The 24,922-nt window shown below is 68.3% G+C and carries 24 protein-coding genes; 18 read left to right on the forward strand and 6 right to left on the reverse strand.

What is annotated here, in order from left to right; all coding sequences use genetic code 11:
* Window positions 1–7 precede the first annotated feature (7 nt).
* From EJO69_RS11505 to EJO69_RS11555, 11 genes are all read left to right on the forward strand, one after another.
* On the forward strand, window positions 8–1,747 hold the full coding sequence (locus EJO69_RS11505; protein ID WP_126041974.1) for a DUF2142 domain-containing protein: 1,740 nt from the start codon (window positions 8–10) through the stop codon (window positions 1,745–1,747).
* Between the two features lie 191 nt (window positions 1,748–1,938).
* Entirely contained in the window at window positions 1,939–3,012 is a 1,074-nt protein-coding gene (locus EJO69_RS11510; RefSeq protein ID WP_126041976.1) for a glycosyltransferase family 2 protein, read from the forward strand.
* Complete coding sequence (locus EJO69_RS11515; RefSeq protein WP_126041978.1) at window positions 3,009–4,175, forward strand: glycosyltransferase family 4 protein; 1,167 nt, start codon at window positions 3,009–3,011, stop codon at window positions 4,173–4,175. The genes EJO69_RS11510 and EJO69_RS11515 overlap by 4 nt, the downstream gene beginning before the upstream one ends.
* Window positions 4,172–5,023: an NAD-dependent epimerase/dehydratase family protein gene (locus EJO69_RS11520; protein WP_126041980.1), complete on the forward strand. Its 852-nt coding sequence runs from the start codon at window positions 4,172–4,174 to the stop codon at window positions 5,021–5,023. Before EJO69_RS11515 ends, EJO69_RS11520 begins: the two co-directional genes overlap by 4 nt.
* Window positions 5,020–6,102: a glycosyltransferase gene (locus tag EJO69_RS11525; protein ID WP_211331446.1), complete on the forward strand. Its 1,083-nt coding sequence runs from the start codon at window positions 5,020–5,022 to the stop codon at window positions 6,100–6,102. The genes EJO69_RS11520 and EJO69_RS11525 overlap by 4 nt, the downstream gene beginning before the upstream one ends.
* The gene (locus tag EJO69_RS11530) at window positions 6,099–7,028 is read left to right on the forward strand and encodes a lysylphosphatidylglycerol synthase domain-containing protein (RefSeq protein WP_126041982.1); all 930 of its coding nucleotides are present in this window, start codon (window positions 6,099–6,101) and stop codon (window positions 7,026–7,028) included. Before EJO69_RS11525 ends, EJO69_RS11530 begins: the two co-directional genes overlap by 4 nt.
* On the forward strand, window positions 7,025–8,671 hold the full coding sequence (locus tag EJO69_RS11535) for a DUF2142 domain-containing protein (protein ID WP_126041984.1): 1,647 nt from the start codon (window positions 7,025–7,027) through the stop codon (window positions 8,669–8,671). The genes EJO69_RS11530 and EJO69_RS11535 overlap by 4 nt, the downstream gene beginning before the upstream one ends.
* Window positions 8,668–9,534 carry a glycosyltransferase family 2 protein gene (locus EJO69_RS11540; protein ID WP_126041986.1) on the forward strand — a complete coding sequence of 289 codons (867 nt, stop codon included), beginning with the start codon at window positions 8,668–8,670 and terminating at the stop codon, window positions 9,532–9,534. Before EJO69_RS11535 ends, EJO69_RS11540 begins: the two co-directional genes overlap by 4 nt.
* 2 nt (window positions 9,535–9,536) lie before the next feature.
* Window positions 9,537–11,204, forward strand: coding sequence for a DUF2142 domain-containing protein (locus EJO69_RS11545; protein WP_126041988.1), 1,668 nt, complete (start codon window positions 9,537–9,539; stop codon window positions 11,202–11,204).
* Between the two features lie 299 nt (window positions 11,205–11,503).
* Window positions 11,504–11,830: a helix-turn-helix domain containing protein gene (locus tag EJO69_RS11550; RefSeq protein WP_164519830.1), complete on the forward strand. Its 327-nt coding sequence runs from the start codon at window positions 11,504–11,506 to the stop codon at window positions 11,828–11,830.
* Complete coding sequence (locus EJO69_RS11555; protein ID WP_164519959.1) at window positions 11,827–12,681, forward strand: IS3 family transposase; 855 nt, start codon at window positions 11,827–11,829, stop codon at window positions 12,679–12,681. The genes EJO69_RS11550 and EJO69_RS11555 overlap by 4 nt, the downstream gene beginning before the upstream one ends.
* Before the next feature lie 131 nt (window positions 12,682–12,812).
* On the opposite strand, the gene EJO69_RS11560 is transcribed toward EJO69_RS11555, so the two are convergent.
* Window positions 12,813–13,427, reverse strand: coding sequence for a dTDP-4-dehydrorhamnose 3,5-epimerase family protein (locus tag EJO69_RS11560; RefSeq protein WP_126041992.1), 615 nt, complete (start codon window positions 13,425–13,427; stop codon window positions 12,813–12,815).
* A gap of 113 nt (window positions 13,428–13,540) precedes the next feature.
* On the opposite strand from EJO69_RS11560, the gene rfbD reads away from it, so the two are divergent.
* Window positions 13,541–14,392 (forward strand): dTDP-4-dehydrorhamnose reductase, encoded by an 852-nt coding sequence (gene rfbD, locus EJO69_RS11565; protein ID WP_126041994.1) that lies wholly within the window; start codon window positions 13,541–13,543, stop codon window positions 14,390–14,392.
* Window positions 14,393–14,506: 114 nt separating this feature from the next.
* Here rfbD and rfbA read toward each other — a convergent pair whose 3' ends face one another.
* From rfbA to EJO69_RS11580, 3 genes are all read right to left on the reverse strand, one after another.
* A complete protein-coding gene (gene rfbA, locus EJO69_RS11570; RefSeq protein WP_126041996.1) occupies window positions 14,507–15,376 on the reverse strand; it encodes a glucose-1-phosphate thymidylyltransferase RfbA in 870 nt (289 codons plus the stop codon).
* Between the two features lie 104 nt (window positions 15,377–15,480).
* Window positions 15,481–16,104 (reverse strand): TIGR03089 family protein, encoded by a 624-nt coding sequence (locus tag EJO69_RS11575; protein WP_126041998.1) that lies wholly within the window; start codon window positions 16,102–16,104, stop codon window positions 15,481–15,483.
* Entirely contained in the window at window positions 16,101–16,937 is an 837-nt protein-coding gene (locus tag EJO69_RS11580) for an inositol monophosphatase family protein (protein ID WP_126042000.1), read from the reverse strand. The genes EJO69_RS11575 and EJO69_RS11580 overlap by 4 nt, the downstream gene beginning before the upstream one ends.
* Window positions 16,938–17,134: 197 nt before the next feature.
* Here EJO69_RS11580 and EJO69_RS11585 point away from each other — a divergent pair, with 197 nt between their 5' ends.
* The 3 genes from EJO69_RS11585 to EJO69_RS11595 are packed head-to-tail and all read left to right on the forward strand — an operon-like array spanning window position 17,135 to window position 21,773.
* Window positions 17,135–17,500 (forward strand): WhiB family transcriptional regulator, encoded by a 366-nt coding sequence (locus EJO69_RS11585; RefSeq protein WP_126042002.1) that lies wholly within the window; start codon window positions 17,135–17,137, stop codon window positions 17,498–17,500.
* A 5-nt stretch (window positions 17,501–17,505) separates the two neighbouring features.
* Window positions 17,506–20,397: a glycosyltransferase gene (locus tag EJO69_RS11590; RefSeq protein ID WP_126042004.1), complete on the forward strand. Its 2,892-nt coding sequence runs from the start codon at window positions 17,506–17,508 to the stop codon at window positions 20,395–20,397.
* Window positions 20,394–21,773, forward strand: coding sequence for a DUF5719 family protein (locus EJO69_RS11595; protein ID WP_126042006.1), 1,380 nt, complete (start codon window positions 20,394–20,396; stop codon window positions 21,771–21,773). Before EJO69_RS11590 ends, EJO69_RS11595 begins: the two co-directional genes overlap by 4 nt.
* A gap of 9 nt (window positions 21,774–21,782) precedes the next feature.
* On the opposite strand, the gene EJO69_RS11600 is transcribed toward EJO69_RS11595, so the two are convergent.
* A complete protein-coding gene (locus EJO69_RS11600; protein WP_245993661.1) occupies window positions 21,783–22,232 on the reverse strand; it encodes a metallopeptidase family protein in 450 nt (149 codons plus the stop codon).
* Between EJO69_RS11600 and EJO69_RS11605 the strand changes: the two genes are divergently transcribed.
* Together EJO69_RS11605 and EJO69_RS12395 are read left to right on the forward strand one after the other, a co-directional pair.
* The gene (locus tag EJO69_RS11605; protein WP_126042008.1) at window positions 22,215–22,646 is read left to right on the forward strand and encodes a DUF3499 domain-containing protein; all 432 of its coding nucleotides are present in this window, start codon (window positions 22,215–22,217) and stop codon (window positions 22,644–22,646) included. The two genes, EJO69_RS11600 and EJO69_RS11605, sit on opposite strands and share 18 nt — an antisense overlap.
* The gene (locus EJO69_RS12395; protein WP_164519960.1) at window positions 22,639–22,806 is read left to right on the forward strand and encodes a hypothetical protein; all 168 of its coding nucleotides are present in this window, start codon (window positions 22,639–22,641) and stop codon (window positions 22,804–22,806) included. The genes EJO69_RS11605 and EJO69_RS12395 overlap by 8 nt, the downstream gene beginning before the upstream one ends.
* A 139-nt stretch (window positions 22,807–22,945) precedes the next feature.
* Here EJO69_RS12395 and EJO69_RS11610 read toward each other — a convergent pair whose 3' ends face one another.
* Entirely contained in the window at window positions 22,946–23,842 is an 897-nt protein-coding gene (locus EJO69_RS11610) for an RDD family protein (RefSeq protein ID WP_164519961.1), read from the reverse strand.
* Between the two features lie 56 nt (window positions 23,843–23,898).
* Here EJO69_RS11610 and EJO69_RS11615 point away from each other — a divergent pair, with 56 nt between their 5' ends.
* Entirely contained in the window at window positions 23,899–24,891 is a 993-nt protein-coding gene (locus tag EJO69_RS11615) for a stage II sporulation protein M (RefSeq protein ID WP_126042012.1), read from the forward strand.
* Window positions 24,892–24,922: the final 31 nt, after the last annotated feature.

Below are 24,922 nucleotides of genomic sequence, written 5' to 3' on the forward strand. Positions count from 1 at the left end.
GCGCGGGATGCAGCGGAGACTGTTCATCGGCGCAGGCGCGCTGCTGACCGCTATCTACCTCGTCCTCCTCATCGCCTGGGCCTACGCGTCGCCAACCTTCCGCACGCCCGACGCGCCCATGCACTACAACTCAGTCATGAGGCTCGCGAACGGCGGCGGGTGGCCGGCCCCGGGCGAGGCCACCCTCGACCCCGACGTCCTCACCGTTGCCATCGAGGGCGGGCTCGTCCCACCGGGGGCCCCCGACGTCGGCATCTCCCACTTCTACCGCCTCGATGGCGGCCTCATCTACGGCAACGGGACCCGCCTCGCCGACGTTGATCCATTACCGGAGCATGAGCGGACCGTGCCCCGGTTCGCGGGGGAGGGGTCGGTCGGCGTCGACCAGATGACCCAGCATCCGCCCCTCTACTACGGGCTCGCCGCCGGCTATCTCACTGTCCTCGGCGCGGACACGTGGCAGTGGGATGGCCAACTGCTCGCACTGCGGATCCTCTCTGCGCTCATGGTCGTCTGGGTCGTCCCGACCGCGATCGCCACGGCCCGCCTGCTCGGACTGGACAGGCGGCTCGCGCTCGCGGCGGGCGCCGCAGTCTTCGCCATCCCCCAGCTCGCCCACATCGGCTCGGCCGTGTCGAACGACTCCCTCTACATTCTCGCCGGAGCCCTGCTCACCGTCGTGTGTGCAAAGGTCGCCACGACTGCCCCGAGAAAGCGCGACATTCTCCTCGTCGGAGCCCTGCTCGGGCTCGGCCTGTGGACGAAGGCGACCTTCTTCCCCTTCGGCCTCATCGCGGGCCTCGCCTTCCTTGTCTCTCCCGGGCCCATGTCGAGGGCACGGAAGCTCGTCTACGGAGTTCTGGCCGGTCTGACCGGTCTCCTCATCGGTGGGTACTGGTGGGCGCGCAACCTCGTCCTCTACGGCACGCTCCAGCCCGCCGGATTCCCCAATGAGGCCACCGACTGGGCAGGGCGCGAGCCCGATCCCCTCGCCTTCCTCCGGACTGCCCTCGGCGACCTCGCTGGATCCTTCTGGGGCAAGTTCGGCTGGCTCGAGCTGCCGATGCCGGCCACGCTTCTCGTGGGCCTGACGGCGATCGCGGTGGCCCTAGCCGCCGCGGGCTTCGCCGCAGCGCGCGGCCGTCGCGCTGCACTCGTGACCCTCACCCTCGTCGTACCGGTCATCGTCGTCATTCTTCTTGTCCAGGCCTGGCTCAATCACCTCCACACGGGCAACGTGGCGGGGATGCAGGGCAGGTACCTGTTCCCGGCGGTGCCGGCGCTCGCGGCGCTCGCCGCCTGGGGCATCGCTTCGCTCCGCCGCGTCGGGCGCTGGGCCGCCCGTGCGGGCGGCGCGCTCCTGTCGATCGCCGCGCCCCTCCTCGGCCTCTACGGGCTCTGGCTCATGCTTCGGGCGGCCTACCCCGCCGAGTCCCTTCTCGGCATCTCATGGATCCGCTGGGATGCGTGGTCGATCGCAGCAGGTTCGACACTCAAGATCTGGGTCGGCCTCGCCGTCCTCGGCAGTGCGGTGATCATGGTGGCGGGCGTCGCCCTCGCTGCGGGAAGGCGCGGTGACATGTCGGCGGTGCCCTCCCGCCAGTTACCCTTCCGCCAGGTGCCCCTCCGCGGTCGGCAGGCCGCCGTTCCTTCGGAACGCGCGGGGGAGATGAGTCCAGGCTCGCCGCGCGAGGTGCAGGAGGAGCGCCCGTCGGGCCAATCCGACACTCCATCCGAGGGCGCGTGAGCTGTCCTGCGCCTCTTACGGGCCAGTGCTATGGGAGCTCTCCCTTGCCTACCGGGCAGCACGTGCGCGGCGCGGTACGCTGAAGGATGGCGCGGCCGCTGTTCAATCGCTTACAAACCGAGGCGCCGGGTGCCGATCCGACGGAGCGGTACATAGAATCTGGATAGCATACGGCCCGGATAGGAAGTCTGATGAAAGTATTTGTGCAGGTCCCATGCCTGAATGAGGAGACCACCCTGCCCCTCGTGCTCGAGTCGATCCCCCGGGAGATCCCGGGAGTGGATGAGGTCGAGATCCTCATCATCGACGACGGGTCGACCGACCGGACCGTCGAGGTCGCCAAGGAGCACGGGGTCAAGCACTTCGTCCTCCACTCGCGGAACATGGGGCTGGCGAGGTCCTTCCGCGACGGCGTCGACTACGCCCTGTCCCACGGCGCCGACATCGTCGTCAACACGGACGGCGACAACCAGTACCCGCAGGACCGAATCGCTGACCTCGTCACCCCGATCGTCGAGGGCCGCGCCGACATCGTCATCGCGGACCGCCAGACGTCGCAGATCGCGCACTTCTCCCACTTCAAGAAGCTCATGCAGAACGTCGGGTCGAAGGTCGTCAACCTCGCCGCGGAGACGAAGCTCCCCGACGCGGCGTCGGGCTTCCGCGCCTACTCGAAGGCGGCCCTCTACCGTCTCAATATCGTCACCCAGTTCTCGTACTGCATGGAGACGATCATTCAGGCGGGTAATAAGCGCCTGCGGATCGAGTCGATCCCGGTGACGACCAACCCGAAGACACGCGAGTCCCGCCTGTTCAAGAACATCTGGCAGCACATGTTCAAGTCCGGTCTCGCGATCACCCGCTCGTTCCTCATGTTCAAGCCCTATGTCATCCTCGGCTGGCTGGGCGGGCTCATGATGCTGGCCGGGCTCATCCCGTTCATCCGATTCTTCATCTTCTGGCTCCAGGGCGAGGGCGCCGGCAACATCCAGTCGCTCATCTTCGGATCGGCGATGCTCGTCGGCGGCCTCCTCAGCCTGGCCCTCCTCGTCATCGCCGACCTGCTGAGAACGAACAGGGTCCTCATCGAGGATCAGCTCGAGCGGATCAAGGAGATCCAGTACGGGCTCGACCCGATGACCGATGATCCGAAGGCCCGCACACCGGAGGGCCTCATGGAGCAGAGGCGCGCGCTCGAGGCTCATCGCACCGAGACGGATCCTCTGGGGCTCGCCCACAATCGGCAGACCGAAGGACATTCGTGACAGAGCGCCGACGGCGGGTGCTCCTGCTGGCGTCGACCTTCCCCGCCCGCCCGGGGGACGGGACGCCTGAGTTCGTCAGCGATCTCGCAGTCGAGCTGGCGAAGAGTATGGACGTCCGGGTTCTTGTGCCCGCTGTGCCCGGGGCCCCGCTCCGCACCTCCCACCGGGGAGTCGACATCCACCGGTTCCGCTTCTTCCCCCGCAAGTGGGAGGACCTCGCCGAAGGCGCCATCCTCGAAAATCTCCGCGGCAAGAAGCTGCGGGCCCTGCAGATCGCCCCGTTCTTCATCTCCGAAATCATCCACATCGCCCGCGCGATCCGCTCCTTCAGGCCGGATGTCATCCACGCCTTCTGGATCATCCCGCAGGGCCTGTCCGCCTACATCGCCAACCGGCGGATCCCCGTCCTCCTCACGACCCTCGGTGGGGACCTCTACGCCCTCATCGACACCCCCATTCGGACGGTCGTCAAGAGGATCGTCTCGAGAGCCGAGCACACGACGGTCATGAACGACCAGATGAAGGCGCAGCTCGAGCGACTCGGCGTGACCGAGGTGAGCGTCGAGCCCATGGGCGCCGATCTCACCGGCATCATCCCCCACGAGGTCCGTGACATCGACACGGCCGAGCTTCTCTTCGTCGGCCGCCTCGTCGAGAAAAAGGGCCTGCGCCACCTCATCGCCGCACTCCGCCACACGCGGGTCGATTGGCACCTCACGGTCATCGGCGATGGTCCCCTCGAGGGTGAGCTGAGGGCGCTGGCGGCAGGTCTGCCCATCGACTTCGTTGGGGCGAAGCCCAAGCGTGAGCTGCGCGAGCACTACTCCCGCGCCGACATCATCATCCTCCCCTCCGTGCGGGCCGTCTCGGGCGACCAGGACGGCCTGCCGGTCGTCCTCCTCGAGTCGCTGGCCTCCGGGCTGCCCGCGATCGCCTCGAACCTGCCCGGTATCGACACCGTTATCGAGGACGGGACGACCGGCCTGCTCGTCGAGCCGGGGGATGAGGCGGGGCTCGCCCGCGCCATCGACCGCCTCACCGCCGATCGGGGTCTGCGGGAGAGAATCTCCGCTGCCGGCGCCCAGCGCGCCGAACGACACAGCGTCGAGGCCGTCGGCAGGCGCTACGCGGCCCTCCTCGAGTCGATTGCGAGGCGGCCATGAGAGTCGGAGTCATCGGGGCACGCGGGTTCATCGGCACCGCCCTCACCGCCGCCCTCGAATCCGCCGGACACGAGGCGGTCCCCTTCACGCAGGAGCACCCGATCACGAGCCCCGAGGGTCGGAAGGCCGCCAACGGTCTCGACGGGGCGGTCTGGGTCGCGTCGAGCAGCACGCCCGCGAGCGTCGGCCAGCACCCGGAGACCGCCGACGCCGAGCTCGACCTGTTCCGTGAGTCGCTGGCTGCCATGGCCGATCTCGACATCGCCCGGTTCATCCTCGTCTCCTCGGGCGGCACCGTCTACGGCAGCGCCCCGGCCCCATCGAGCGAAGAGGATGAGCTGGCCCCCGTCAACGCCTACGGCAGGCTCAAGGCGCAGATGGAGGGGATCGCGCGCGAGCAGCGTCCCGACTCGACCATCCTCCGGCTGTCCAACGTCTATGGTCCCGGCCAGCTCGCCAAGGGCGGGCAGGGCGTGCTCGGGCATTGGCTCGACGCCATTATCAACGGGCGCCGGCCGGTCATCTTCGGCGATCCCGCCGTCGCCCGCGACTACGTCTTCGTCGGGGACTGCGCGGACGCCATCATCGCCGCTCTTGCAACCGACCGCTCCATCGGTGCCACGATCAACATCGGCTCCGGCGAGCCGACCTCACTGTGCAGTCTCCTCGACATTGTCGCGCAGGTGACCGGCCGGCAGATCGACCCGATCATCGATGAGGGGCGCCCCTTCGACAACTCGTCGACCTGGCTCCGCATCGACCGGGCCCGCGACCTGCTCGGCTGGCGGCCGTCGACGAGCCTCGTCGATGGCGTGAGAGCCATGTGGGATTGGAAGGTGGGGCGATGAGAATCCTCGGCTTCGGCACGTACAACATCGCCGCCCATCCCCGCGTCGGCATCCTGCTCGAGGGCCTGCGCGACCGCGGACACACCGTCGATGAGCTCAACGAGCCGCTGCGGGTGAGCACCGAGGGCCGCGTGGCCGCACTCTCCTCGCCCTCGGCGGCCCTCACCTTCTTCGGCCGTCTGGCGAAGAACTGGATCCGCCTCATCGCGGGCACCAGGAGGCACCGGGGGTCCCGGCGGCCCGACGCGATCCTCGTCGGCTACCTCGGTCACTTCGATGTCCTGCTCGCCAGGATCCTCTACCCACGAACGACGATCATTCTCGACCACCTCATCTATGCGGCCGACACGGCCGCCGACCGGGGCGCAAAGGGCGGCGTCCTCAACCGCATCCTCACCGGACTCGACAGGCTTGCGATCACGGCGGCCGACATCGTCGTCTACGACACGACCGCCCACGCCGATCTCGCGCCCGCCCCGCTTCAGCACAAGGGGGTCGTCGTCCCCGTCGGCGCACCGGACGCATGGTTCGAGGCCCGGCAGGAGTACCCGATCAGCGGCGTCGTCTTCTACGGGCTCTACACCCCGCTCCAGGGCACTCCGACCATTGCCCGCGCGCTGCGGATCCTCGCGGACAGCGGTGACCTTCCGCCGGTGACGATGATCGGCACGGGCCAGGACTACGAAGAGGTGCGGGAGATCGTCGGCGACGCCGACATTACGTGGATCGACTGGGCTGAGTCGACGGAGCTGCCCGCCATCGTCGCCTCCCACGCGATCGGGCTCGGCATCTTCGGCACGACCGACAAGGCCCAGCGGGTCGTCCCCAACAAGGTGTACCAGTCGATGGCGGCGGGATGCGCGACGATCACGTCCGACACCGCGCCCCAGCGGGCGATGCTGGGGAACGCGGCGACCTACGTGCCGGCCGGTGACCCGGCGGCGCTCGCTGATGCGATCCGCACTCTCGTGAACGACGATGCTCGGCGGGAGGAGATGCGGGGGCGGGCCTTTGACCTCGCGTCCCGCTCCTTCACCCACAGCGCAGTCATCACCCCACTCGAGGAGCGTCTCTCGTGAAGACAGTCATCGGCGCGCTCCGCTCGCCCGCCTTCCGGTCGTTCTTCATGGTCGCCGCAGTCGCGGCGGCCGTGTGGGCCGTCGTCGGGAACTGGGAGGAGGTCTCGGACGCCCTCGGTCGGCTGTCCTGGTGGGTCGTCCTCCTCGCGCTCGTCATCTCCTTTGCCTTCGTGTGGCTGACTATGCTCGCGTGGCGGACCATCCTCAATGACGCGGGCGACCCCGTCAAGGCCGGTCCGGCGAGGCGGATCTTCTTCGTCTCGCAGGTCGCGAAGTACCTGCCCGGCGGGGTCTGGAACTTCGTCGCGGCGGCGGAGATGGGGACGGACTACGACATCTCCCGGCGCCGCTCCGTCACCGTTCTCCTCATGTCGATGCTCGTCTCGGTCCTCACGGGCCTCGGGCTCGCATCGATCGCACTCGTCTTCGGACCCTCTGGCCTCATCGATACCTACTGGTGGGTGCTGCTCGTCATCCCCGTGCTCCTCATCATCCTGTACCCGCCCGTGCTCAACGTCTTCGTCAACCGGGGACTGACCCTGCTCAAGCGGGACGGCATCGAGAAGCCGTTCTCCGGGCGGGCCATTTGGGTGGCCGCGCTGTGGGCGGCGGCGAGCTGGGCGGTGGCCGGCCTTCAGGTGTGGCTCATCCTCACCGGTCTCGGCAACGATCCCGCGCTCCAGACCTATCTCCTCACCCTGGGCGGCTACGCCCTCGCGTGGGTGGTCGGATTCCTCGTCTTCTTCGTCCCAGCCGGTGTCGGTGTGCGCGAGGTTGTCCTCGGAGCATCCCTGGCCGGGCTGGTGCCAGCCGGTGATGTCGTTGTCGTCGTCCTCCTCAGCCGGATCCTCTTCACCATCGCCGACCTCATCCTCGGCCTCTCCTCGTCCCTGTCCATCCGGAGATCCGCAAGGAGCGTGCAGTGAGCCGCAAGGCATTCATCCGGACCGGTGTCCTCATCACCTTCCTCACCGTCCTCATCCAGGCGGTCTGGGCGCTGACGATGCCGGCGTTCCGCGGGCCGGACGAGCCCCATCACGTCAACTCGATCATGCGACTCGCGAGCGGCGGGGGATGGCCGGAGCCGGGCCAGGCGATGATCGACCCTGCGATCTCCGAGGCGGGTAGGCAGGCCGGCCTCATCCTTTCGGCCGATGTGCCGTTCACCGGCGAGCACCGGACGAAGCTGCTCCACGGATTGAGCATCGGTGCGAAGTTCGCCGACACCCCGGTCACCCCGCACCGGCTCCGTTCCGTGATCTACCCGGTCGCGGCACAGCACCCCGAGTCTGTCGAGGTCGACCAGATGACGCAGCACCCGCCGCTCTATTATGCGGGCGGGGCGGCGCTCGTCAAGGCGCTCGATCTGGAGGATGCTCCGTGGGATCGGCTCGTCCAGGCGCTGCGCCTCTACGGCATCGCCCTCACCATCCCCCTCGTCCCCGCGACGATCTACACCGCCCGCAGGCTCGGCGCGAACAGGCACTGGTCGCTTGCCGCAGGCCTCATCCCCCTCGCCATCCCGCAGATCTTCGGCATCACCGCGGTCGTCACGAATGACACGCTCGCGATCGGGGCGGGCGCCCTCGTCGTCGCCGCCCTCGTCAAGGCGGGCACGGAGCGGATCAGCCCGACAACGGTCGCCCTCGTCGGCGGCTCCCTCGGCTTCGCCCTGTGGAGCAAGGGCCTGCTCCTCGCCTTCGGGCTGCCGCTCATCCTCGTCTTCATGCTCGCGGACGGCGAGCGGTGGCGGACAAGGATCGCAGCGACACTCGTCTCGGGGTCGATGGCACTGCTCATCGGCTGGTGGTGGATCCTCAACATCGTCCGTTACGGAGTGCTCCAGCCGGCCGGGTATTCGAGGCCGGTCCCAGCCGAGTGGGATCCTGCCGCCGCCGACTTCGGGCACTACGCAACGATCGCGTTCAGGACATTCACGAAGTCCTTCTTCTCCTCCTACGGATGGCTCGAGGCGGACTTCCCCGCGTGGCTGACCTGGGTCCTCCTCACGATCCTCGTCGGCGGAGCGGTGCTCGCCATCGTCGTCGCGGGCCGATCCCGGAAGACCCTCCTCATCCTCATGTCCCCGTTCGCGGGACTCATCGTCCTCCTGTACGCGCAGGGCTGGCTCAACTACCTCTCGACATCGGTCGTCGCCGGCGTCCAGGGCCGCTATCTCTATCCCACCCTCGCCGCCTTCGGCGGGGTCGTCCTCGGCCTCACGGCCCTCGGGCGGTGGGGATACCGGGTGTTCATCCTCTTCACGGTCGGCGTCGGCCTCTTCGGCTATGCCTGGCTGCTGCGCAGCGCCTACCCGGGGCCCGCCTGGTTCGATATCGAACGCGCCGCCCACGTCATCGGAGTGCCCGTCCCGGTCCTCGTCATCATGCTCTCCGTCTATCTCGCCGTGAACGCCATCATTGTCCTCCTCATGCTGGCGAAGACGCGGGGTGCTGACCTGCCGGCCGAACCCCAGGCGGCAGCCGCTGCGCAGGAGACCGGCCACGAACCGGCCGCGGGCCACGAGCCGGCGGCGGACTTGAGTGCGTGGGACGAGGGGCGCCCGTGAAGGTCCACGCGATCGTCGTCACCCACCGCCCCGAGTCGATCCGCCGGCTCCTCGACGCGCTCGTCGACCAATGCACGCGCGTGACCGTCGTCGACAATACTCCGGGCGGCGATGAGGGGCTCGCGCGGGACTGCGCGGACGCCGGTGCGGAGCTCATCGCGCTCGGCGACAACGTGGGGATCGCAGCCGCCCAGAACATCGGGATCAGCGCCGCCCTCGAGGGCGGCGCCGATGCTGTCCTGCTCTCCGACCAGGACTCGATCATCCCTGCCGGTATGGTCGACACCCTCATCGGCCACCTCGACCACGGTGTGGGGGCGGTCGGACCTGTGCCGATTGAGGGCACCGACGTGCTCGTCTACACGGATCACCGATGGGGCCCGAAGCGGGCCCCGCTCCCGAGCGGGGCCCGGGAGGTCGAGGTGTCCTTCCTCCTCGCATCCGGCTGCCTCATCCCGCGCCGAGTCCTCGAGGACGTCGGGCTCATGAACGCGGCCCTCTTCATCGACCACGTCGATCTTGAGTGGGGGATGAGGGCGAGGCGGGCCGGGTACCGGCTCGTCGCCGTGCCTACGACAGTGCTCGAGCACAGCCTGGGCGATAGCGTCGTCACGGTGCCCGGGCGGTCGCAGGTCGTCCATATCCACAGCCCGATCCGGAACTACTACCTCATCCGCAACACCCTCGCCCTCATCAGGACCGACCTCCTGCCGGGGCCCTGGCGCGTCCGCTACCTCTACTGGATCATCCGGTTCGCGGTCTTCAACCTCCTCATCGACCCCGACCGTCGGGTCCGTGCGCGGTACGTCGCGCGGGGCTTCCTCGACGGACTGCGCGGCCGCATGGGACGGTACGGCGGGTAGGCATGGGGAAGCGGGCCTTTGTCGCGTCAGCAGCGCTGCTGACCCTCCTCGTCCTCGTCGTCCAGGCCGTCTGGGCGGTGTCCCTGCCGGGCTTCCGGGGCCCAGATGAGCCCCACCACGTCAACTCGATTCTACGCCTCGCCTCGGGTGGGGGATGGCCGTCGCCGGGTCATGCGAGGGTCGGCAGCTCCGTCATCGAGGCCGCCCGAGAATCGGGCACCATCACGTCGAGCGCCGAGGGCTTCTCCGGGCTCGCCCGCACGAAGCTCGGCAACGACCGGGCCGAGCCCCGCACCGAGCCGCCCTTCCCCACCTACTTCCGCAACCGGCAGGTCACCCCGCACGAGGAGCGCTCCGCCACCGGCAGCGTCCCGAGATTGGACCCGTCGAGCAGCGAGATCGACCAGATGAGCCAACACCCGCCCGTCTACTACGCCGGCGGGGCGCTTGTCACCGATCTGTTCAACCTCGACCAGCAGCCGTGGGATCGGATGCTGCTCGGCCTGCGGCTCTACGGGATCGTCCTCACGCTCCCGCTCATCCCCTCCCTCATCTACACGGCGCGGAAACTTGGCGCGCGGCGCACGTGGGCGCTCGCCGCCGGTTTCCTTCCCTTCGGCATTCCCCAGTACTTCGCGATCACGGCGGGGGTGACGAACGATGCGCTGGCGATCGGTGCGGGCGCCCTTGTCGTCGCCGCCCTCGTCAAGGCGGGCACGGAGAGGATCCGGCCGGCAACCGTCGCACTCGTTGCGCTCTCCCTCGGCCTCGCCCTGTGGAGTAAGGGCCTGCTCCTTGCCTTCGGACTCGCCCTCATCCTCGTCTTCGCCCTTAAGAGGGACGAGACCTGGCGGGCGAGGATCGCCGCAATCGCCGCATCCGGCGTCGGCGCTCTTGTCATCGGCTGGTGGTGGATCCACAACATCATCCGCTTCGGCGTCATCCAGCCCTCGGGTTTCCCTCGCGAGGTCCCGGACGGCTGGGATCCGTCGATGGCGGAGTTCCCCACGTTCCTCGGCGTTGCCTGGCGATCGATCACAACATCGTTCTTCTCAGCGTTCGGGTGGCTGGAATCGGATTTCCACCCGGTTCTCACCACCGCCCTTATGCTCGCCCTCATTGGCCTCCTCGTGTGGGCGGGTATCAATGCGGGCGAGCACCGCCGCACGTTCCTGGCGATTGTGTCACCGGCGCTCGGGACGGTGCCGCTCCTGCTCGCGGAGTCGTGGAGCGCCTACACCTCCTATGGCACGATCGCCGGCGTCCAGGGCCGCTACTTCTATCCCTTCCTCGCCGTGCTCGGCGCCATCGTGCTCGGCCTGAGGCCGCTGCGGGGCCGGGCGATCGTCGTCGTCGCCGCGGTCAACCTCGCGATCGGCGCCTACGGCTTCATCTTCCTCCTCAACAGCGCATACCCCGGCTATCCATGGATCGACTTCCCCCGGTACGCCCTCGTGGCGGGGGTCAGCGAGGCAGTGCTCACGATCATCCTCGAGATCCTCGTCGCCGCCTATGTCGCTGCCTTCGTTCTCGCCGCTTATGTCGGCGTGAAGGAATCCGGACTCACGCTCTCAGCCGAGGACCGTGCGCTGCCATGGTCAGGGTTCGCCCGGCGTCGCAGGCCCGCGAGCGACAGCGTGACTATCCCGGAGGACAGCGGGCGCGGGTAGCATCTCGAACGAGAGATCGCATAAGGGTTCGGGCGCGCATGCGGGCACGCAGAGAACTGTGGAGGGGGCGAGCATCAGTGAAGTGCTCCCCGGAAGTTGGACTGTAGAAGTCAGTTCCGATTTCCGGGGAGTATTTCATGTATTTGAGGTCTTTGTTATCGCCACAGCAGCGTGAAGAGGCTGTTGGCTTGTTCGAACGGGGCTACGGCGCATGGTTTGTTGCGACTCGGCTGTGCGTGCCTGAAGGTCGCGTGGCGCGGCTCTATGACCGGTGGCGGATCCATGGCAGATTGTGCCTCATGAACAAGCCAACCAGGACTCAGCACTCGTATGAGAAGAAGAAGGTCGTCGTAGAGCGTGTCCTGGCCGGGGAGTCGAAACCAGCCCTGGCTCAGGAGTTCCAGCTGTCCTCTCCTAAGCTCATCGATGCATGGGTGCGTCGCTATCGAGATGAGGGTGAGGCCGGCCTTCGACCCAAGCCCAAAGGCCGTCCACGTAAAGACGATGATGCTCCGCCGCGCCAGCTCAGTGAGCTCGAGCAGGTCCAGCGGGAGAACGAGCGGTTGCGGGCGGAGAACGCGTACCTGAAAAAATTGCGGGACTTGAGGGATCAGGGGCACAGGTGAGAACCCTCGCTGTCGCCACCCTCAAGTCGGACTACAATCTGGCGGTGCTGCTGGAGATCGCATGCCTGCCCAGGTCCACGTTCTACTACCATCTGCGCGCATTGAACCGTCCCGACCGCCACGCTGCAGTCAAAGCCTTGATCACGGAGATCTTCTCCAGCAGGCAGGGCAGGTACGGGCACCGACGCATTCGTCTGGAACTTCACCGCCGCGGCATGCAGATATCGCAGAAGACGGTATGGAAACTGATGCGCGAGCTCGGGTTGAAGTGCAAGACCCGATCACGGAAACGGTATGTCAGCTATCGCGGACAGGTCGGCACCATCGCGGACAATGTCCTCAATCGGGACTTCACCGCCACCGAGCCGAACCAGAAATGGGTCACCGATGTCACCGAGTTCCGCATCGGAGCCGACAAGCTGTATCTGTCACCGATCATGGATCTCTTCGACCGCTCGGTGCTGTCCTACTCGATCGGTCCCAGCCCGACAGTGGAGTTCACCCTGACCCCGCTTAAAGCCGCGCTCAGCGCCCTGCCTCCAGGAGCGACTGTGCTTGTCCATTCAGACCAGGGATTCCAGTACCAGCATGGAGCCTGGCGCGCTGCCTTGGCCAACGCAGGGGCACGGCAATCGATGTCACGCAAGGGCAACTGCCTGGACAACGCGGTGATGGAGAACTTCTTCGGACACGTCAAGGAAGAGATGTTCCACCACGACACCCACGACGACATCGCCGCTCTCGAATCAGCCCTGCACACCTATATCGCCTGGTACAACACCCAGCGACTATCCCTAACGCTCAAGGGCATGAGCCCGATCGAATACCGGACCCACGCCCTCGCAGCCTAGGTGTTTAATTAACTTGTCCAACAAATGGGGAACAGTTCACAGCTCGCCCCCTCCACAGTTCTTCTTGTCAGTCACAGCCGACCCAGTCTGCGCGGTCACCGCCGAGCCCCTGCCCAGCTTCGGACTGTCGACTACTTCTGGCGGCTGACGAAGCCCTCGGCGAGGGCGAGCGTCGGCAGGAGACCCTGCTCCGCTGCCTTCATGAGGCCGGGGGCGTCCCTGTCCTTGTCGGAGAGGAGCGGCTCGATTGGGTTGCCGTGGCGGTCCTCGGTCGGCCAGTCGATGCCGATGGTCCTACACAGCGGGTTGATGCCGTGCTCACGGGTGGGCGAGTAGGTAGTCGAGCAGAGATAGGTCGCGACCGAATCATCCTCGAGGGACATGAAGGCGTGGCCGAGACCCTCGGAGATGAAGATCGCGTTGCGATCCTTGTCGTCGAGCAGCACCGCATCGTACTGCCCGAATGTGGGCGAGTCGATGCGGATGTCGATGACGAAATCGAGGATCGCGCCCTTCGTGCAGAACACGTACTTGGCCTGGGAGGGCGGGACGTCGGCGAAATGGATGCCGCGGATCGCGCCGGCCGCTGAGACAGAGGTGTTGACCTGGGCGACATGGAGGGACCGGCCGGTGGCCTCGACGAAGGTCGGCTGCTTGAACGCCTCAAGGAACGTGCCCCGGCTGTCCGGGAACTGGCGGGGCGTGATCCGCCAGGCGCCGCTGATTGCAAGGGGCGTGATATTCAACTGTGCCTCCAGAAGCCGGTTTCCAAATTGTGCCTCAAGGTTAACACCTGGCCTGTTTCCGCGGACCGGCACGCTAGTCTTGGACCATCATGTTGAGGACGAAAGGACTGCCGATGAGGTGGATGGTTGTGGGCGCGAAAGGCATGCTGGGCACTGACCTCGTGTCGAAGCTCGTCGAGACCGGGCACGATGTGCTCGCCATGGACAAGGACGAGCTCGACATCACCAACGAAGGCTCGGTCGACCATGCTGTCGATGGCGTCGACGTCGTCGTCAACGTCGCGGCGTACACGGCAGTCGACCAGGCCGAAGAAGAGGAGGCGGCCGCCTTCCTCGTCAACGCCGTTGGCCCCCAGCACCTGGCCCGCAGGTGCAGAAAGATCGGCGCACGTCTCGTCCACATCTCGACCGACTACGTCTTCAACGGCTCCAGCTCCTCGCCCTACCAGGAGAACGGCGTCGTCGCCCCGGCGGGCGCCTACGGCCGGACGAAGGCGGCGGGCGAATGGGCGGTCAAGGCCAACACCGACGACTACGTCATCGTCCGCACCGCCTGGCTCTACGGCGCCCACGGCGCCTGCTTCCCGAAGACAATGGCGGCGCTGTCGGAGAGGCACGAGACCCTCTCCGTCGTCACTGATGAGGTTGGTCAGCCGACATGGACCGCCGACCTGGCCGACCTCATCGTTCGCCTCGTCGAGGCCGAGGTGCCGTCCGGCATCTACCACGGCACCTCATCTGGCCGGACGAACTGGCACTCCTTCGCGCAGGCGATCATGACCTCGCTCGGGAAGGATCCCGCCATCGTCACAGAGACGACAGCGGCCGCCTTCAACCGCCCCGCACCGCGACCCTCCTTCTCGGTCCTCAGCCATAACCAGCTCGTCGCCGCCGGTGTCGAGCCGATCGGCAACTGGCTCGAGCGCTGGAACGTGGCCGCCGAGTCGGTGCTCGCGGACAGCTGAGCAGCCCCGGCCGTCAGCTGAACTGGATAGAGAGACCTGCCCGAGCGTCAATGCTCGGGCAGGTCTCTCTTGCTGTCTACCTGTGGCAACCCGCTGGAGGCTGCCTGCTGGCCGCTACCTGCCGCGCTCGATGAGGGAGAGCAGGTACTCGCCGTAGCCGGACTTGACGAGGGGCTGGGCGCGCTCGGCGAGCTCCTCATCGGTGAGGAAGCCCATCCGCCATGCGACCTCCTCGGGGGCTCCGACCTTGAGGCCCTGGCGGGCCTCAACCGTGCGGACGTAGCTCGTTGCGTCGGCCAGTGAGTCGAACGTGCCGGTATCGAGCCACGCGGTGCCGCGGGGGAGGACCTCGACCGACAGCCTGCCCTCGCGGAGGTAGTGCGCGTTGACATCCGTGATCTCGTACTCGCCGCGGGCTGAGGGCTCGAGGGCCTTCGCGATCTCGACGACATCGTTGTCGTAGAAGTACAGGCCGGGGACGGCGTAGTTCGACTTGGGCTTGGCGGGCTTCTCCTCGATGGAGATCGCCTTCCTGTTCTCGTCGAACTCGACGACGCCATACCGCTCAGGATCGTTGACGTGATAGGCGAACACGGCGCCGCCGTCGGGGTTGACGTGCCTGCGCAGCTTCGTGCCCATGCCCTGGCCGTAGAAGATGTTGTCGCCGAGCACGAGGGCGGCCGCCTCGGAGCCGATGAACTGCTCGCCGAGGACGAAGGCCTGTGCCAGGCCGTTCGGCACCTCCTGGACGGTGTAGGAGAGGTTGACGCCGAGCTGTGAGCCGTCGCCGAGCAGGCGATGGAAGGATTCTGCGTCGTGCGGGGTGGTGATGATGAGGATGTCCTGGATGCCGGCGAGCATGAGCGTCGACATCGGGTAGTAGATCATCGGCTTGTCGTAGACAGGGACGAGCTGCTTCGAGACGCCGAGTGTGATCGGGTGGAGCCTGGTGCCTGAACCGCCGGCCAGAATAATGCCGCGCATCGCTAACCTTCCGTGTGGAGACTTCTTCCCGCCATTATTGCCCGGATCCCCACCGCGTGCATGCATCTGACCTCGGATGGTCGAACCCGGGGTCGTCCGCCGCGTCAGTCCGCGTACGCGATCGGCGCCGCACCCTCGGCCGCGGCAGCCTTCTCCGCATGGGCGGAGTCGGCCACGACGAGCGTGAGGCCCGCCCCGATCGCGGCGAGGAAGGCGTCGATGAACTCCTCGGGGCTCGGATCGACGATGAGGGCCCGGCCCTGGGACCGCAGCGGGCGCGGGGATACGGGGGCGGCGGAGGACTCGTCGAGGAGGATATCGGCCTGGCCGAGGGCCTCAGCATTGCCGTCGATCACCCCGGCCGGCAGGTCGCCCGGATAGGACATGTCGAGGGCGCCGAGGGAGACGACGATGACGTCATCGCCGTCGGCGTCGGGATTCGTTGTCACGACCGTGTCGCCCTCGGTCGTCGACAGCTGCGCCCCGGCGAGGAGACCGCCGAGCGCCCAGGTGATGAGTCGCCAGTGGGCCGGCAGATCGAGCCTGATCGTCGACCCGGGGTCGATCATGAGATCGTCCGCGAGCAGGTTCGCGGCCTTCGCTGCGTGGTTCGCGACCACTCTGCCCGACAGGTCCAGGCGCGGGGCCCCGGCGGAGGGGCCATACAGCGTGAGTGCGGGCGCGGCGCCCCGATCGACGAGAGCGCGGTAGATCGCGAGGGCGGTCACAGGCCCATCGCCGTTCGGCTCACCTGCAGGCATGCCTGCGACGCGGCGGCAATGTACTCCGGACCATCCCACACGGGCTCGGTGGGGATGGAATCGGTGTACGACTCGTAGATGGCGCCGGCCTTCTGGAGGATGTGGATGCCCGCCGCGACGTCCCATGGGTTCGTACCCGTTGAGAATGAGGCGATCCCCGACCCGTCGGCAACGAAGCACAGGTCGAGCGCGGTCGAGCCGGTCCTCCTCATCGAGCGGAACTGCGCCGCGGCGTCACGCCAGCGGACGAGTGCGCTGTCGTCGCGGGCGACACGGACCGACGGGTACTCGGTCATACACAGGCCGTCCCGCGGGACCACGGTCGTATCGACCTGAAGGATCCGGGTGGGGCGGCTCGGCTCGTCGAGGTAGGCGCCGTTGTCATCGGCCGACCATGTGCGGCCCGTGAGCGGCTGGTGGACGGCCGAGGCGCGCAGCTCGCCCCCGCGGACGGCGGCGATGGAGATGCACCAGTAATCCCATCCAGCCGCGAAGTTCGATGTGCCGTCGATCGGGTCGACCAGCCAGTAGAGGTCATCGTCGCCCGGGCCATCGGACGGTCCGTCGACCGTGGACCAGCCGGACTCCTCCCCGAGGAAGTGGGAATCGGGGAACCGCGTGAGGATCGCGTCGCGGATCTTTGCCTCCGTCGCCTCGTCGTGGACCGTGACGACATCGTGGAAGCTCGACTTCGCGGTCAGGTCACCGCGCTCGCGGCTCGCGGCGAGCAGGCCGGGGCCGAGTTCGGCGACGAGGTCAAGGAGGAAGGATCGGATCTCGGGGGAAGGCGTTTCAGACACGTGTCAATGCTGACACGCCGTGTCGCAACACGCCAATCAGGCGTGTGAGGTGAATCTATTGCAAACGGGGAGATATCGGCGTGTCTATCCTCCCAACGTCCTCCGCGCCGAGATAATTTGTCTTTTTCACCTTGACCTTTCGGGGCTTACATGGTTGTAATTTACCAAGTGACCGATTGAGAAGGGGGTTCGATCAGATGTGGAATCTGACCGGCAACCAGGCGCCCGACGGGCGTCCTGACGACCGGGGAGCGACCGTAACATCCCTCCCCACCAGCACTCCAACGCTGTTTCACGAGCTGTGGGGGCTGGGGTACGACGACGGTGAACTCGGCTGGCTCGATCGCGCGCTGTGCGCCGAAACCGATCCCGACATCTTCTTCCCCGAGAAGGGCGGTTCGACCGCCCCGGCCACAAGCGTCTGCCAGAACTGCGAGGTTCGCGGCGAGTGCCTGGAGTACGCGCTGACCAATGATATCCGTCACGGAATCTGGGGCGGCATGTCCGACAATGATCGTCGGCGTGCCTCCCGTCAGCGCAGGCGAGCAGTCGGAGAGCGCTGACACTGATGACGAGCCCCACGGCCGGCGGCATCCTCGCGGTTGTCGTCGGCCCTTCCACGTCCGAACACCTCTCCCGCACCCTGCGCGCGGTCGCCGATGGCACGCGCGCACCCGATCGGCTCAACCTCGTCCTCCTCGACGACGGCGACGTCGACACGCGCGCCCTCGAGGCGCGCGGTATCGACACGACGATCATCCGGCCACAGGCCCAGACATCCGGCGAGGCCTACACAGCTGGGCTTGCGGATTCCGAGTGGACCTGGCTGCTCCACGCCGACTCCGCCCCCGCACCCGACTGTCTCGCCGACCTGCACAGGGTCTGCGAGTCGTCGAAGATGATCGCCGCAGCCGGCCCCAAGCAGGTTGGGTGGGACGATCCGACCGAGCTTCTCGAGGTCGGCATCCGCGCCACCCGCTCCGGCCGGCGCGTGCCCGAACTCGATCCGGGTGAGAGGGACCAGGGCCAGTTCGACACCCGCGACGATGTGCTCGCCGTCGGGACGGCGGGAATGCTCTTGCGCACGGCGGCGCTCACCGACGCCGGGGGCTTCGACCCCGCCCTCGGTCCATTTGGGGATGGCCTCGAGCTGTCGCGGCGGCTGCGGGCCGGCGGCCATCGCGTCGTCGTCGTGCCGAGCGCGGCCGTCCGCCACGCCCGAGCGTCGTTCGCGGACACGCCTCATTCCTTCGGGCGCCGCCGCGGATCGCAGATGTACACGGCGCTCCAGCGCGCACCCCTCCCGGTTGCCCCGCTCCTCTTCCTCATCTACATGATCCTCAGCCCGCTCCGGGCGCTCGCCCGGCTCGCCATCAAGGACACGGTCCGTGCCCGGGGTGAGCTGTGGGCGGCTCTCGAGCTGCTCCGGCGGTCTCGGGCTCTGCTCGCGGCCCGGCGGCGGCTCGCCCGCGCGACCGTCACCCGCTCCTACCGGAGCCTCGAGGCCACCCATAAGGATGTCGTCGAGAACCGCTCCGACATCCGCAAAGCGCGCAAAGAGGCGGCACAGCTGCGGAGTCTGCCGCCCGCGCACGTGCGGCGCGAGGCCGCCGAGCGGCGTGCCCGGACGCGGGCCAGCGCGACAGCACTCGCCCTCCTCGGGCTCGCCCTCGGCCTCGCGGGCTTCGCCCCGCACCTGTCGGCCTTCGGGCTGAGCGGCGGCGGCCTCCTGCCCGACGATTCGAGTGCCGGTGATCTGTTGAGGGCCGCGACGAGCAGCTGGACGCCGGCGGGCGACGGGCACCCGGGCCACCTCGAGCCGATCTGGATCCTGGCCGTCCCCCTCACGTGGCTCGCCGGCTACGGGGGAGGCGCCCTCACCGAGGCGATCTATCTCTTCTTCATGGCCGCCCCCATGCTCGCGGGCCTGGCCGCGTTCCGCGCCTCCGGCATGATCGCCTCCTCGCCGGTCCTCCGCTTCATCCTCGGGGCGGTGTGGGCGGCGGCCCCGCCGCTGCTCTCGTCCCTGGCGGCAGGCTCGGCGGGCGCAGTCCTCCTCCACATCGTGCTCCCGCTGCTCGTGGCGAGCCTCGCCCGGGCGGTGCGCTCACGGGCCTCTTCCCATCTGGGCTCGGCCGCCTGGTGGACGCTTGCCGCAGGGGCCGCCTACCCGGCGGCACTCCTGGGGATCGCGGTCTTCGCCGTCGGCGCTGCGATCGTCCAGCGCCGCGCGGCCTGGCTCTGGGTCGTCATCCCGGGCACAGCCTTCTCGGGTCCCGCCCTGTGGTCGCTCGCCAAGGACCTTCCCGAGTCCCTCGTGCGCCTGCCGGGCGCAGTCTTCACCTGGGACCGCGGGTCGCGCTGGGAGATCCTCGCCGGATGGCCGAGGGGCCTCGACGTCGCCGGGCCGATCCTGCTCGGTGCAGCCGCGATCGTCGCGGTCGCCGCGATGCTCGCCCTCTTGCGGGTCCGCCGGGCGCGGGCCGTTCGGATCGGCTGGATCCTCGTCGGTCTCGGCGGGGCGCTGACCGCCGTCGCGCTCACGCAGAGTGTCGGCATCGACCAGTCCGCACTCGTCGAGGGTGCTGCATGGCCGGGACCGGGGCTCAGCCTCCTGTGGCTCGGACTCCTGGTGGCGGTCGCCGGCGGCGCGCACGGTCTGCGCGCCGACCTCTCGACATCGGGGCTTTCGCTCCGTCACCTCCTCGTCGGTGCCTGCGCGATCGGCGTTCTGGCGACGCCGATCGCCGGAAGCGCAGGATGGCTCGTGTCCGTCCACGGGGAGGGCAGCACGCTGGTGGGCGACGCTCCGGGGACGAGGATCCCCGCGGTCGCCGCCAAGAACGCCTCCGATCCCACGCGGGGCCGCACGCTGGAGCTCAGCCCCACCGATGGTGGATACCGTGCCGAGCTGTGGCGCGGCGACGGGCCGCAGCTCACCGCCCGAGGGCAGGTGGGCGGCGAGGAGCTCGCCGCCACACTCGCGCGGCTGGGCGAGGACGACTTCGCGGAGCGGGCGGCGCAGCACGCCATCACCGTCATCGTCGTCCCCGGCGAGGGCAGTGACGTCGAGGATCTCGGCATCCTCCTCGACGGGACCGACTCGGTCACCCGCGTGACGACCTCGGAGATCGGCACGTTCTGGCGTGTCGACGTGCCCTCGGGGCGGGTCATGCAGGGCGATGCCGTGCTTCCCTCCGGGACGGTCGACGCGCGAGTCGACGCGGAGCCGGGCGTACTCACGCTCGCGGAGCGGGACGATCCGCGGTGGACCGCCGTCCAAGACGGAGTCGAGCTCGCCCGGGCCGAGGACCCGTGGCGGGCGGCCTGGCAGGTCGAGAGGCCCGGAACGGTCGAGATCACCCACGAGGGCGGCTTCGGCCAGTGGTGGGTCACTCTCCTGCGCGTCCTCCTCATCGCCGGAAATATCACTGTCAGCCTGCCGTGGAGGGCACGATGAAAGCTTCCCGCATCGCATCCGCGCTCGCCGCACTCGCCCTCGGCGGGGCCGGCCTGGCGCTGGCCGCCATCGCCCCCGCCGTCGAGGTGGCGGACGCGGAACCCGTCCGGGTGGACGGCACCGCCCGCTCGGTCTCACTTGCGTGCCCACCCGATTTCGAGAAGACGATGGGGGCGATGACCGCGGGGATTGGGGGAGAGGACTCGGAGACCCTCCTGCGCACGCGCGCGATCATCTCCGGCGGCGGGGATGCCGTCCTCGGCTCAGCCGATCTCGGTACGGGCGGCCTGCGCACCTTCTTCGAGGCGGGGGCCTTCCCGGGTGAGCTCACCGTCGAACCCGGCGAGGATCCGGTCCTCGCGGCCGCGACGACCCAGCGGGCCCAGGAGCTCGGCGATCTCGCCGGCCTGTCGCTGACGCCGTGCGTCTCCCCGGTTACCACCCAGCACCTCGTCGGCGGCTCGACCGCCGCCTCATCCTCGGCCCAACTCGTCCTCACCAATGTCTCGGGAACTCCGGCGACGGTCGCCGTCACCGCCCACACGTCGACGGGCACGGCTGGCCCCTCCGTCATCTCCACCACGACGGTCGATGCCCACTCATCGCAGACGATCCTCGTCGAGGCGGGTGTGCGCGACCCGCGTCTCGCCTTCGAGGTGTCCTCAACCGGCGGCCAGATCGCCGCCCATCTGCTGCTCCACGAGGTCGACGGGATCTCGGGGGCCGGCACGGAATCCGTGACCGCGGGCGCTGAAGCGGCAACGACGGTCGTCGTCCCCGGTGCGGACCTGTCCGGTGCGACCGGCACTGTTGATCTTCGGGTCGCGAACCCGGGGGAGGAGCGCGCCACGATCTCGATCGTCTCCGTCACCGCGGAGGGGCGCGAGGAGGTCCCGGGGGCGCAGGAGGTCGTCCTCGCCCCCGGAACGGTGCTCGATCTGTCGATGGGCGGCCTTGCCGGCGATTGGTCCGCCCTCATCGTCGAATCCGACCAACCGGTCCTTGCGGGGGCACGGGTCGATGTCGACGGGGACTACGCCTGGCTCGCCTCGAGCGAGCCGGCCGAGCGCAGTGCCGCATCGATTCCCGACTCGCGTTCGCAGGTGACGCTGTACGCCGAGGAGCCGACGCGGGCCACGGCCACGTTCTACGACCACACGGGGGCAGTGGTCGATGAGGTCGATGTGACGATCGATGGCATCGGCACCCTCGCGAGCCCCGACGCAGCATCCTTCGTCCTCATCGAGGCCGATGACCCGGTCCACGCGGGGATCCTCTCGGTCCGGGAGCTCGGCTCCCTCACCGGCATCGCCGGTCTGAGCCCGACTCAGCCGCCGCCGGCCTCCGGCGACCTCCTCATCGACGTCATCGGCTGAGACTGCGCCTCAGCCGTGGTTGTGGTAGTCGATCTCCTCGGGTGAGCGGCCGAGGAAGGATGCGAGCTGCTGGGTGATGACCATGTGGATGAGCACGGCGAGGGTGCCTGCCGTCGGTGCCATCTGCTCCATCGGACGCCGGTAGAGGACGATGCGGCCCTCGAGGCCCGTGCTTCGGTCGAGGGGGAAGAAGCGGGCCTGGGGAATGCCGTCCTCCCACGGAGTCGGGTCGGACTCGGGCACGTCGAGCACGGCATAGTCGAGCCGATCGACAACGTCCCCGAGGTGCCTGCGGTAGGTCGCGACCTCGAGGGACACGATGTCATCGAAGCGCTCCGCGCGCGTCCGCCAGGCGGGCACGGTCGGCGGCATGATCGGGCCCCGCAGGCCCCGCCCATGGCGGTCCCTGCGCAGCGACCGGGACGGCTTGGGGAACTTGTCATGGGGGAAGGCACTCACCCAACCAGCGTACCGTGCGTGCTACGGTTGGGAGTTGTGGTGAGGCAATGCTCGAGGACACGGTGCGCACAGCGCGCCGTCGTCACAATGACGTATGACTATGGTGAGGCGACCGCGGTTGTCGGCCCGCTCTCGCCCGTCGCCCAGAAGGGCGCGCTCGACCTGTGTGAGGATCACGCGCAGTCGGTCACGGTCCCGCGGGGATGGACGATGGTCAGACTCGTCACAGAATACGAGCCCGCGCCGCCCTCCGATAACGACCTCATGGCACTCGCCAACGCGATCAAAGAGGCGAGCCGCCGCCGCGCACCCGAGCCGAAGCCGGCCGAGCGCCAGGTGCGCCGCCGGTCCGACGTGCCCAGCCCAGCGCCTGCCCTCAGGGCAGTGCCCAACCCAGGAGAGAGCGATGACTGACTGGATCCGCGGCGCGCTGCGCTGCCCGAAGACCGGTACCGAGCTGCGACGCGAGGGCGACTGGTACATCTCCTCCTCGACCCCCGCGTGGCGCTACAGGATCGAGAACGAGGTTCCCATCCTCCTGCCGACAGAGGCCGAGCAGGTTCCCGCCTCCTGAGAATCGCTGGAGCGGAGCTGTGCCGCTCCGGTGACCGAAGGTCCGTGAGCGCCATCAGCGCCCGGTGGCGCGACCGCCAACGCCCGGCCCGCGAGGCCATATCCCGCTGTCGCACCGGATTTCCCCGCTGACGCACTGACTATCCCTGACGCACCGACTGTCCCTGGTGCTCCACCGAATAGGGGAGGGCGGCGAGCCGCTCCTCCGTCCTCATCTGCCTCCTCATCGTGTCCGATGCCGCGCGGTAATCGGCGGCCTCCCGCAGTGACAGGACGGTGAGGATGAAGGCATCCGGATCCGTTCCCCGCGGCGGTGCCGGTGCCGTGAAGGGCTCGAGTGCGGCGGCGAGGTCGCGAGCGCGCTCGAATCGCCGCTCGGGTGTCATCGCCTTCGCGGTGCGAAGGTAGTCGCGTGCCGCGATCGACAGCGGCCCCGGCACGGGGCTGATCATCGCGATTCTGGCCCACCGGTCGAGGAGCGGGTGGACGGCGAGCAGCTGGGGTCCGCGGTAGCGGCGCGGCCACGTGACGACGATCGTGCCGGCCAGCATGTCGCCCGTGCGCTGGCTGCGGGCGGTCGAGGCGATGACGACGGAGCCGAGCGCGCCGAGCGTGAGATGGATGTCGAAGAGCCCTGCCACGGCGCGCGTGAGCGCGTGCCTCATCGTGATCGTCCCGCCGTCATATCGGACCGTGCGGGTGCTCGTGAGCAGCCGCCCGAGCGACGAGCCGCGGGTCAGCCACTGGACGAGGAACGGCAGGCCGACGGCCCACACCATGAGCGTCGTCGTGATCCACGTGGCCGCCTGAGCCATGTTCTCGGGCTCCCACACGCGCTGGAGCCCGTACCAGGCGAGTCCGCCGATGAGGAGGTAGAGGGTGTAGTCGATGAGGGCGGAGATGATCCTTGTGCCGAGCGCGACTGTCGGCAGGACCAGGCCCACGCCCTCGCCGGTGATGATGTCGGTCCGCTCATCCACCGGCGCGGCTGCGCTGCCCGCCGCCTGGTAGCGGATGTCGGCTCCCTCAGTCGTCATGGCACCACAGTAGCGACAATCGCGCCGACCGTGCCGGGGCATGCGAGACTGGTGCGATGGACGCCAATGCCTTCGCACTCGCCCACCAACACGAATGGGACAGACTCCGAGAGCTGACGAAGCGCCGCACACTGAGCGGGCCCGAGGCCGACGAGTTCGTCCGCCTCTACCAGCGCACCGCCACTCATCTCGCAACGATCAGGACATCGAGTCCGGACCCGAACCTCGTGCTGCGCCTGTCGCAGGTCCTCTCCGCGGCGCGGGCGGAGCTCAGCGGCGAACGGGTCCTCACCCGTACGGCCGTCGCCACCTTCTTCCGCATCACCCTCCCGCTGGCGTTCTACAGCGTCCGGTGGTGGACGGTCGGGGTCATGGCGGCCTTCCTCCTCATCGCGACGACGACCGCCATCTATACCGCGACGAATCCGCCGGTGCTCGAGTCCCTCGGCACTGAGCAGCAGCTGAGCCAGTACGCGAACGAGGCCTTCGCCGCCTACTACTCCGAATATCCATCGGCCGACTTCGCTGGCCAGGTGTGGGCGAACAATGCCCGCATTGCCGTCCAATCGATCGCCGGCGGCATCACCGGTATCGTCCCCGCCTTCGTCCTCTACCAGAACGCGGCCGCCATCGGCTCCTCCGCGGCGATCATGCACAGCCAGGACGGCCTCGATGTCTTCTTCCAGCTCATCCTTCCCCACGGCCAGCTCGAGCTCACCGCGATCTTCATCGCCGCCGGGGCGGGACTGAGCCTGTTCTGGGCCTGGGTATCACCAGGGTGGCGCACCCGCGCCCAGGCGATTGCCCAGGAGGGCCGGACCACCGTCATCGTTGCCCTCGGCCTTGTCCTCGTCCTCGCACTGTCCGGCGTCATCGAAGGCTTCGTCACCCCCTCCGACCTGCCGTGGCTCGTCAAGATCCTCATCGGCACCGCCGCGCTCGCGGCGTATTGGGTCTACACGATCTGGGGTGGTCGCTGGGCGCTGGCGCGCGGTGGCTCGGCCGATCTCGCGGAGGAGGAGGCGGGCTGGTCCGTCCCCGTCGCCTGAGTCGCCCCGACGAAGGCCCGTTCCCAACTCA

It is taken from the genome of Flaviflexus salsibiostraticola, from assembly GCF_003952265.1.
Taxonomy (GTDB): Bacteria; Actinomycetota; Actinomycetes; order Actinomycetales; family Actinomycetaceae; genus Flaviflexus; species Flaviflexus salsibiostraticola.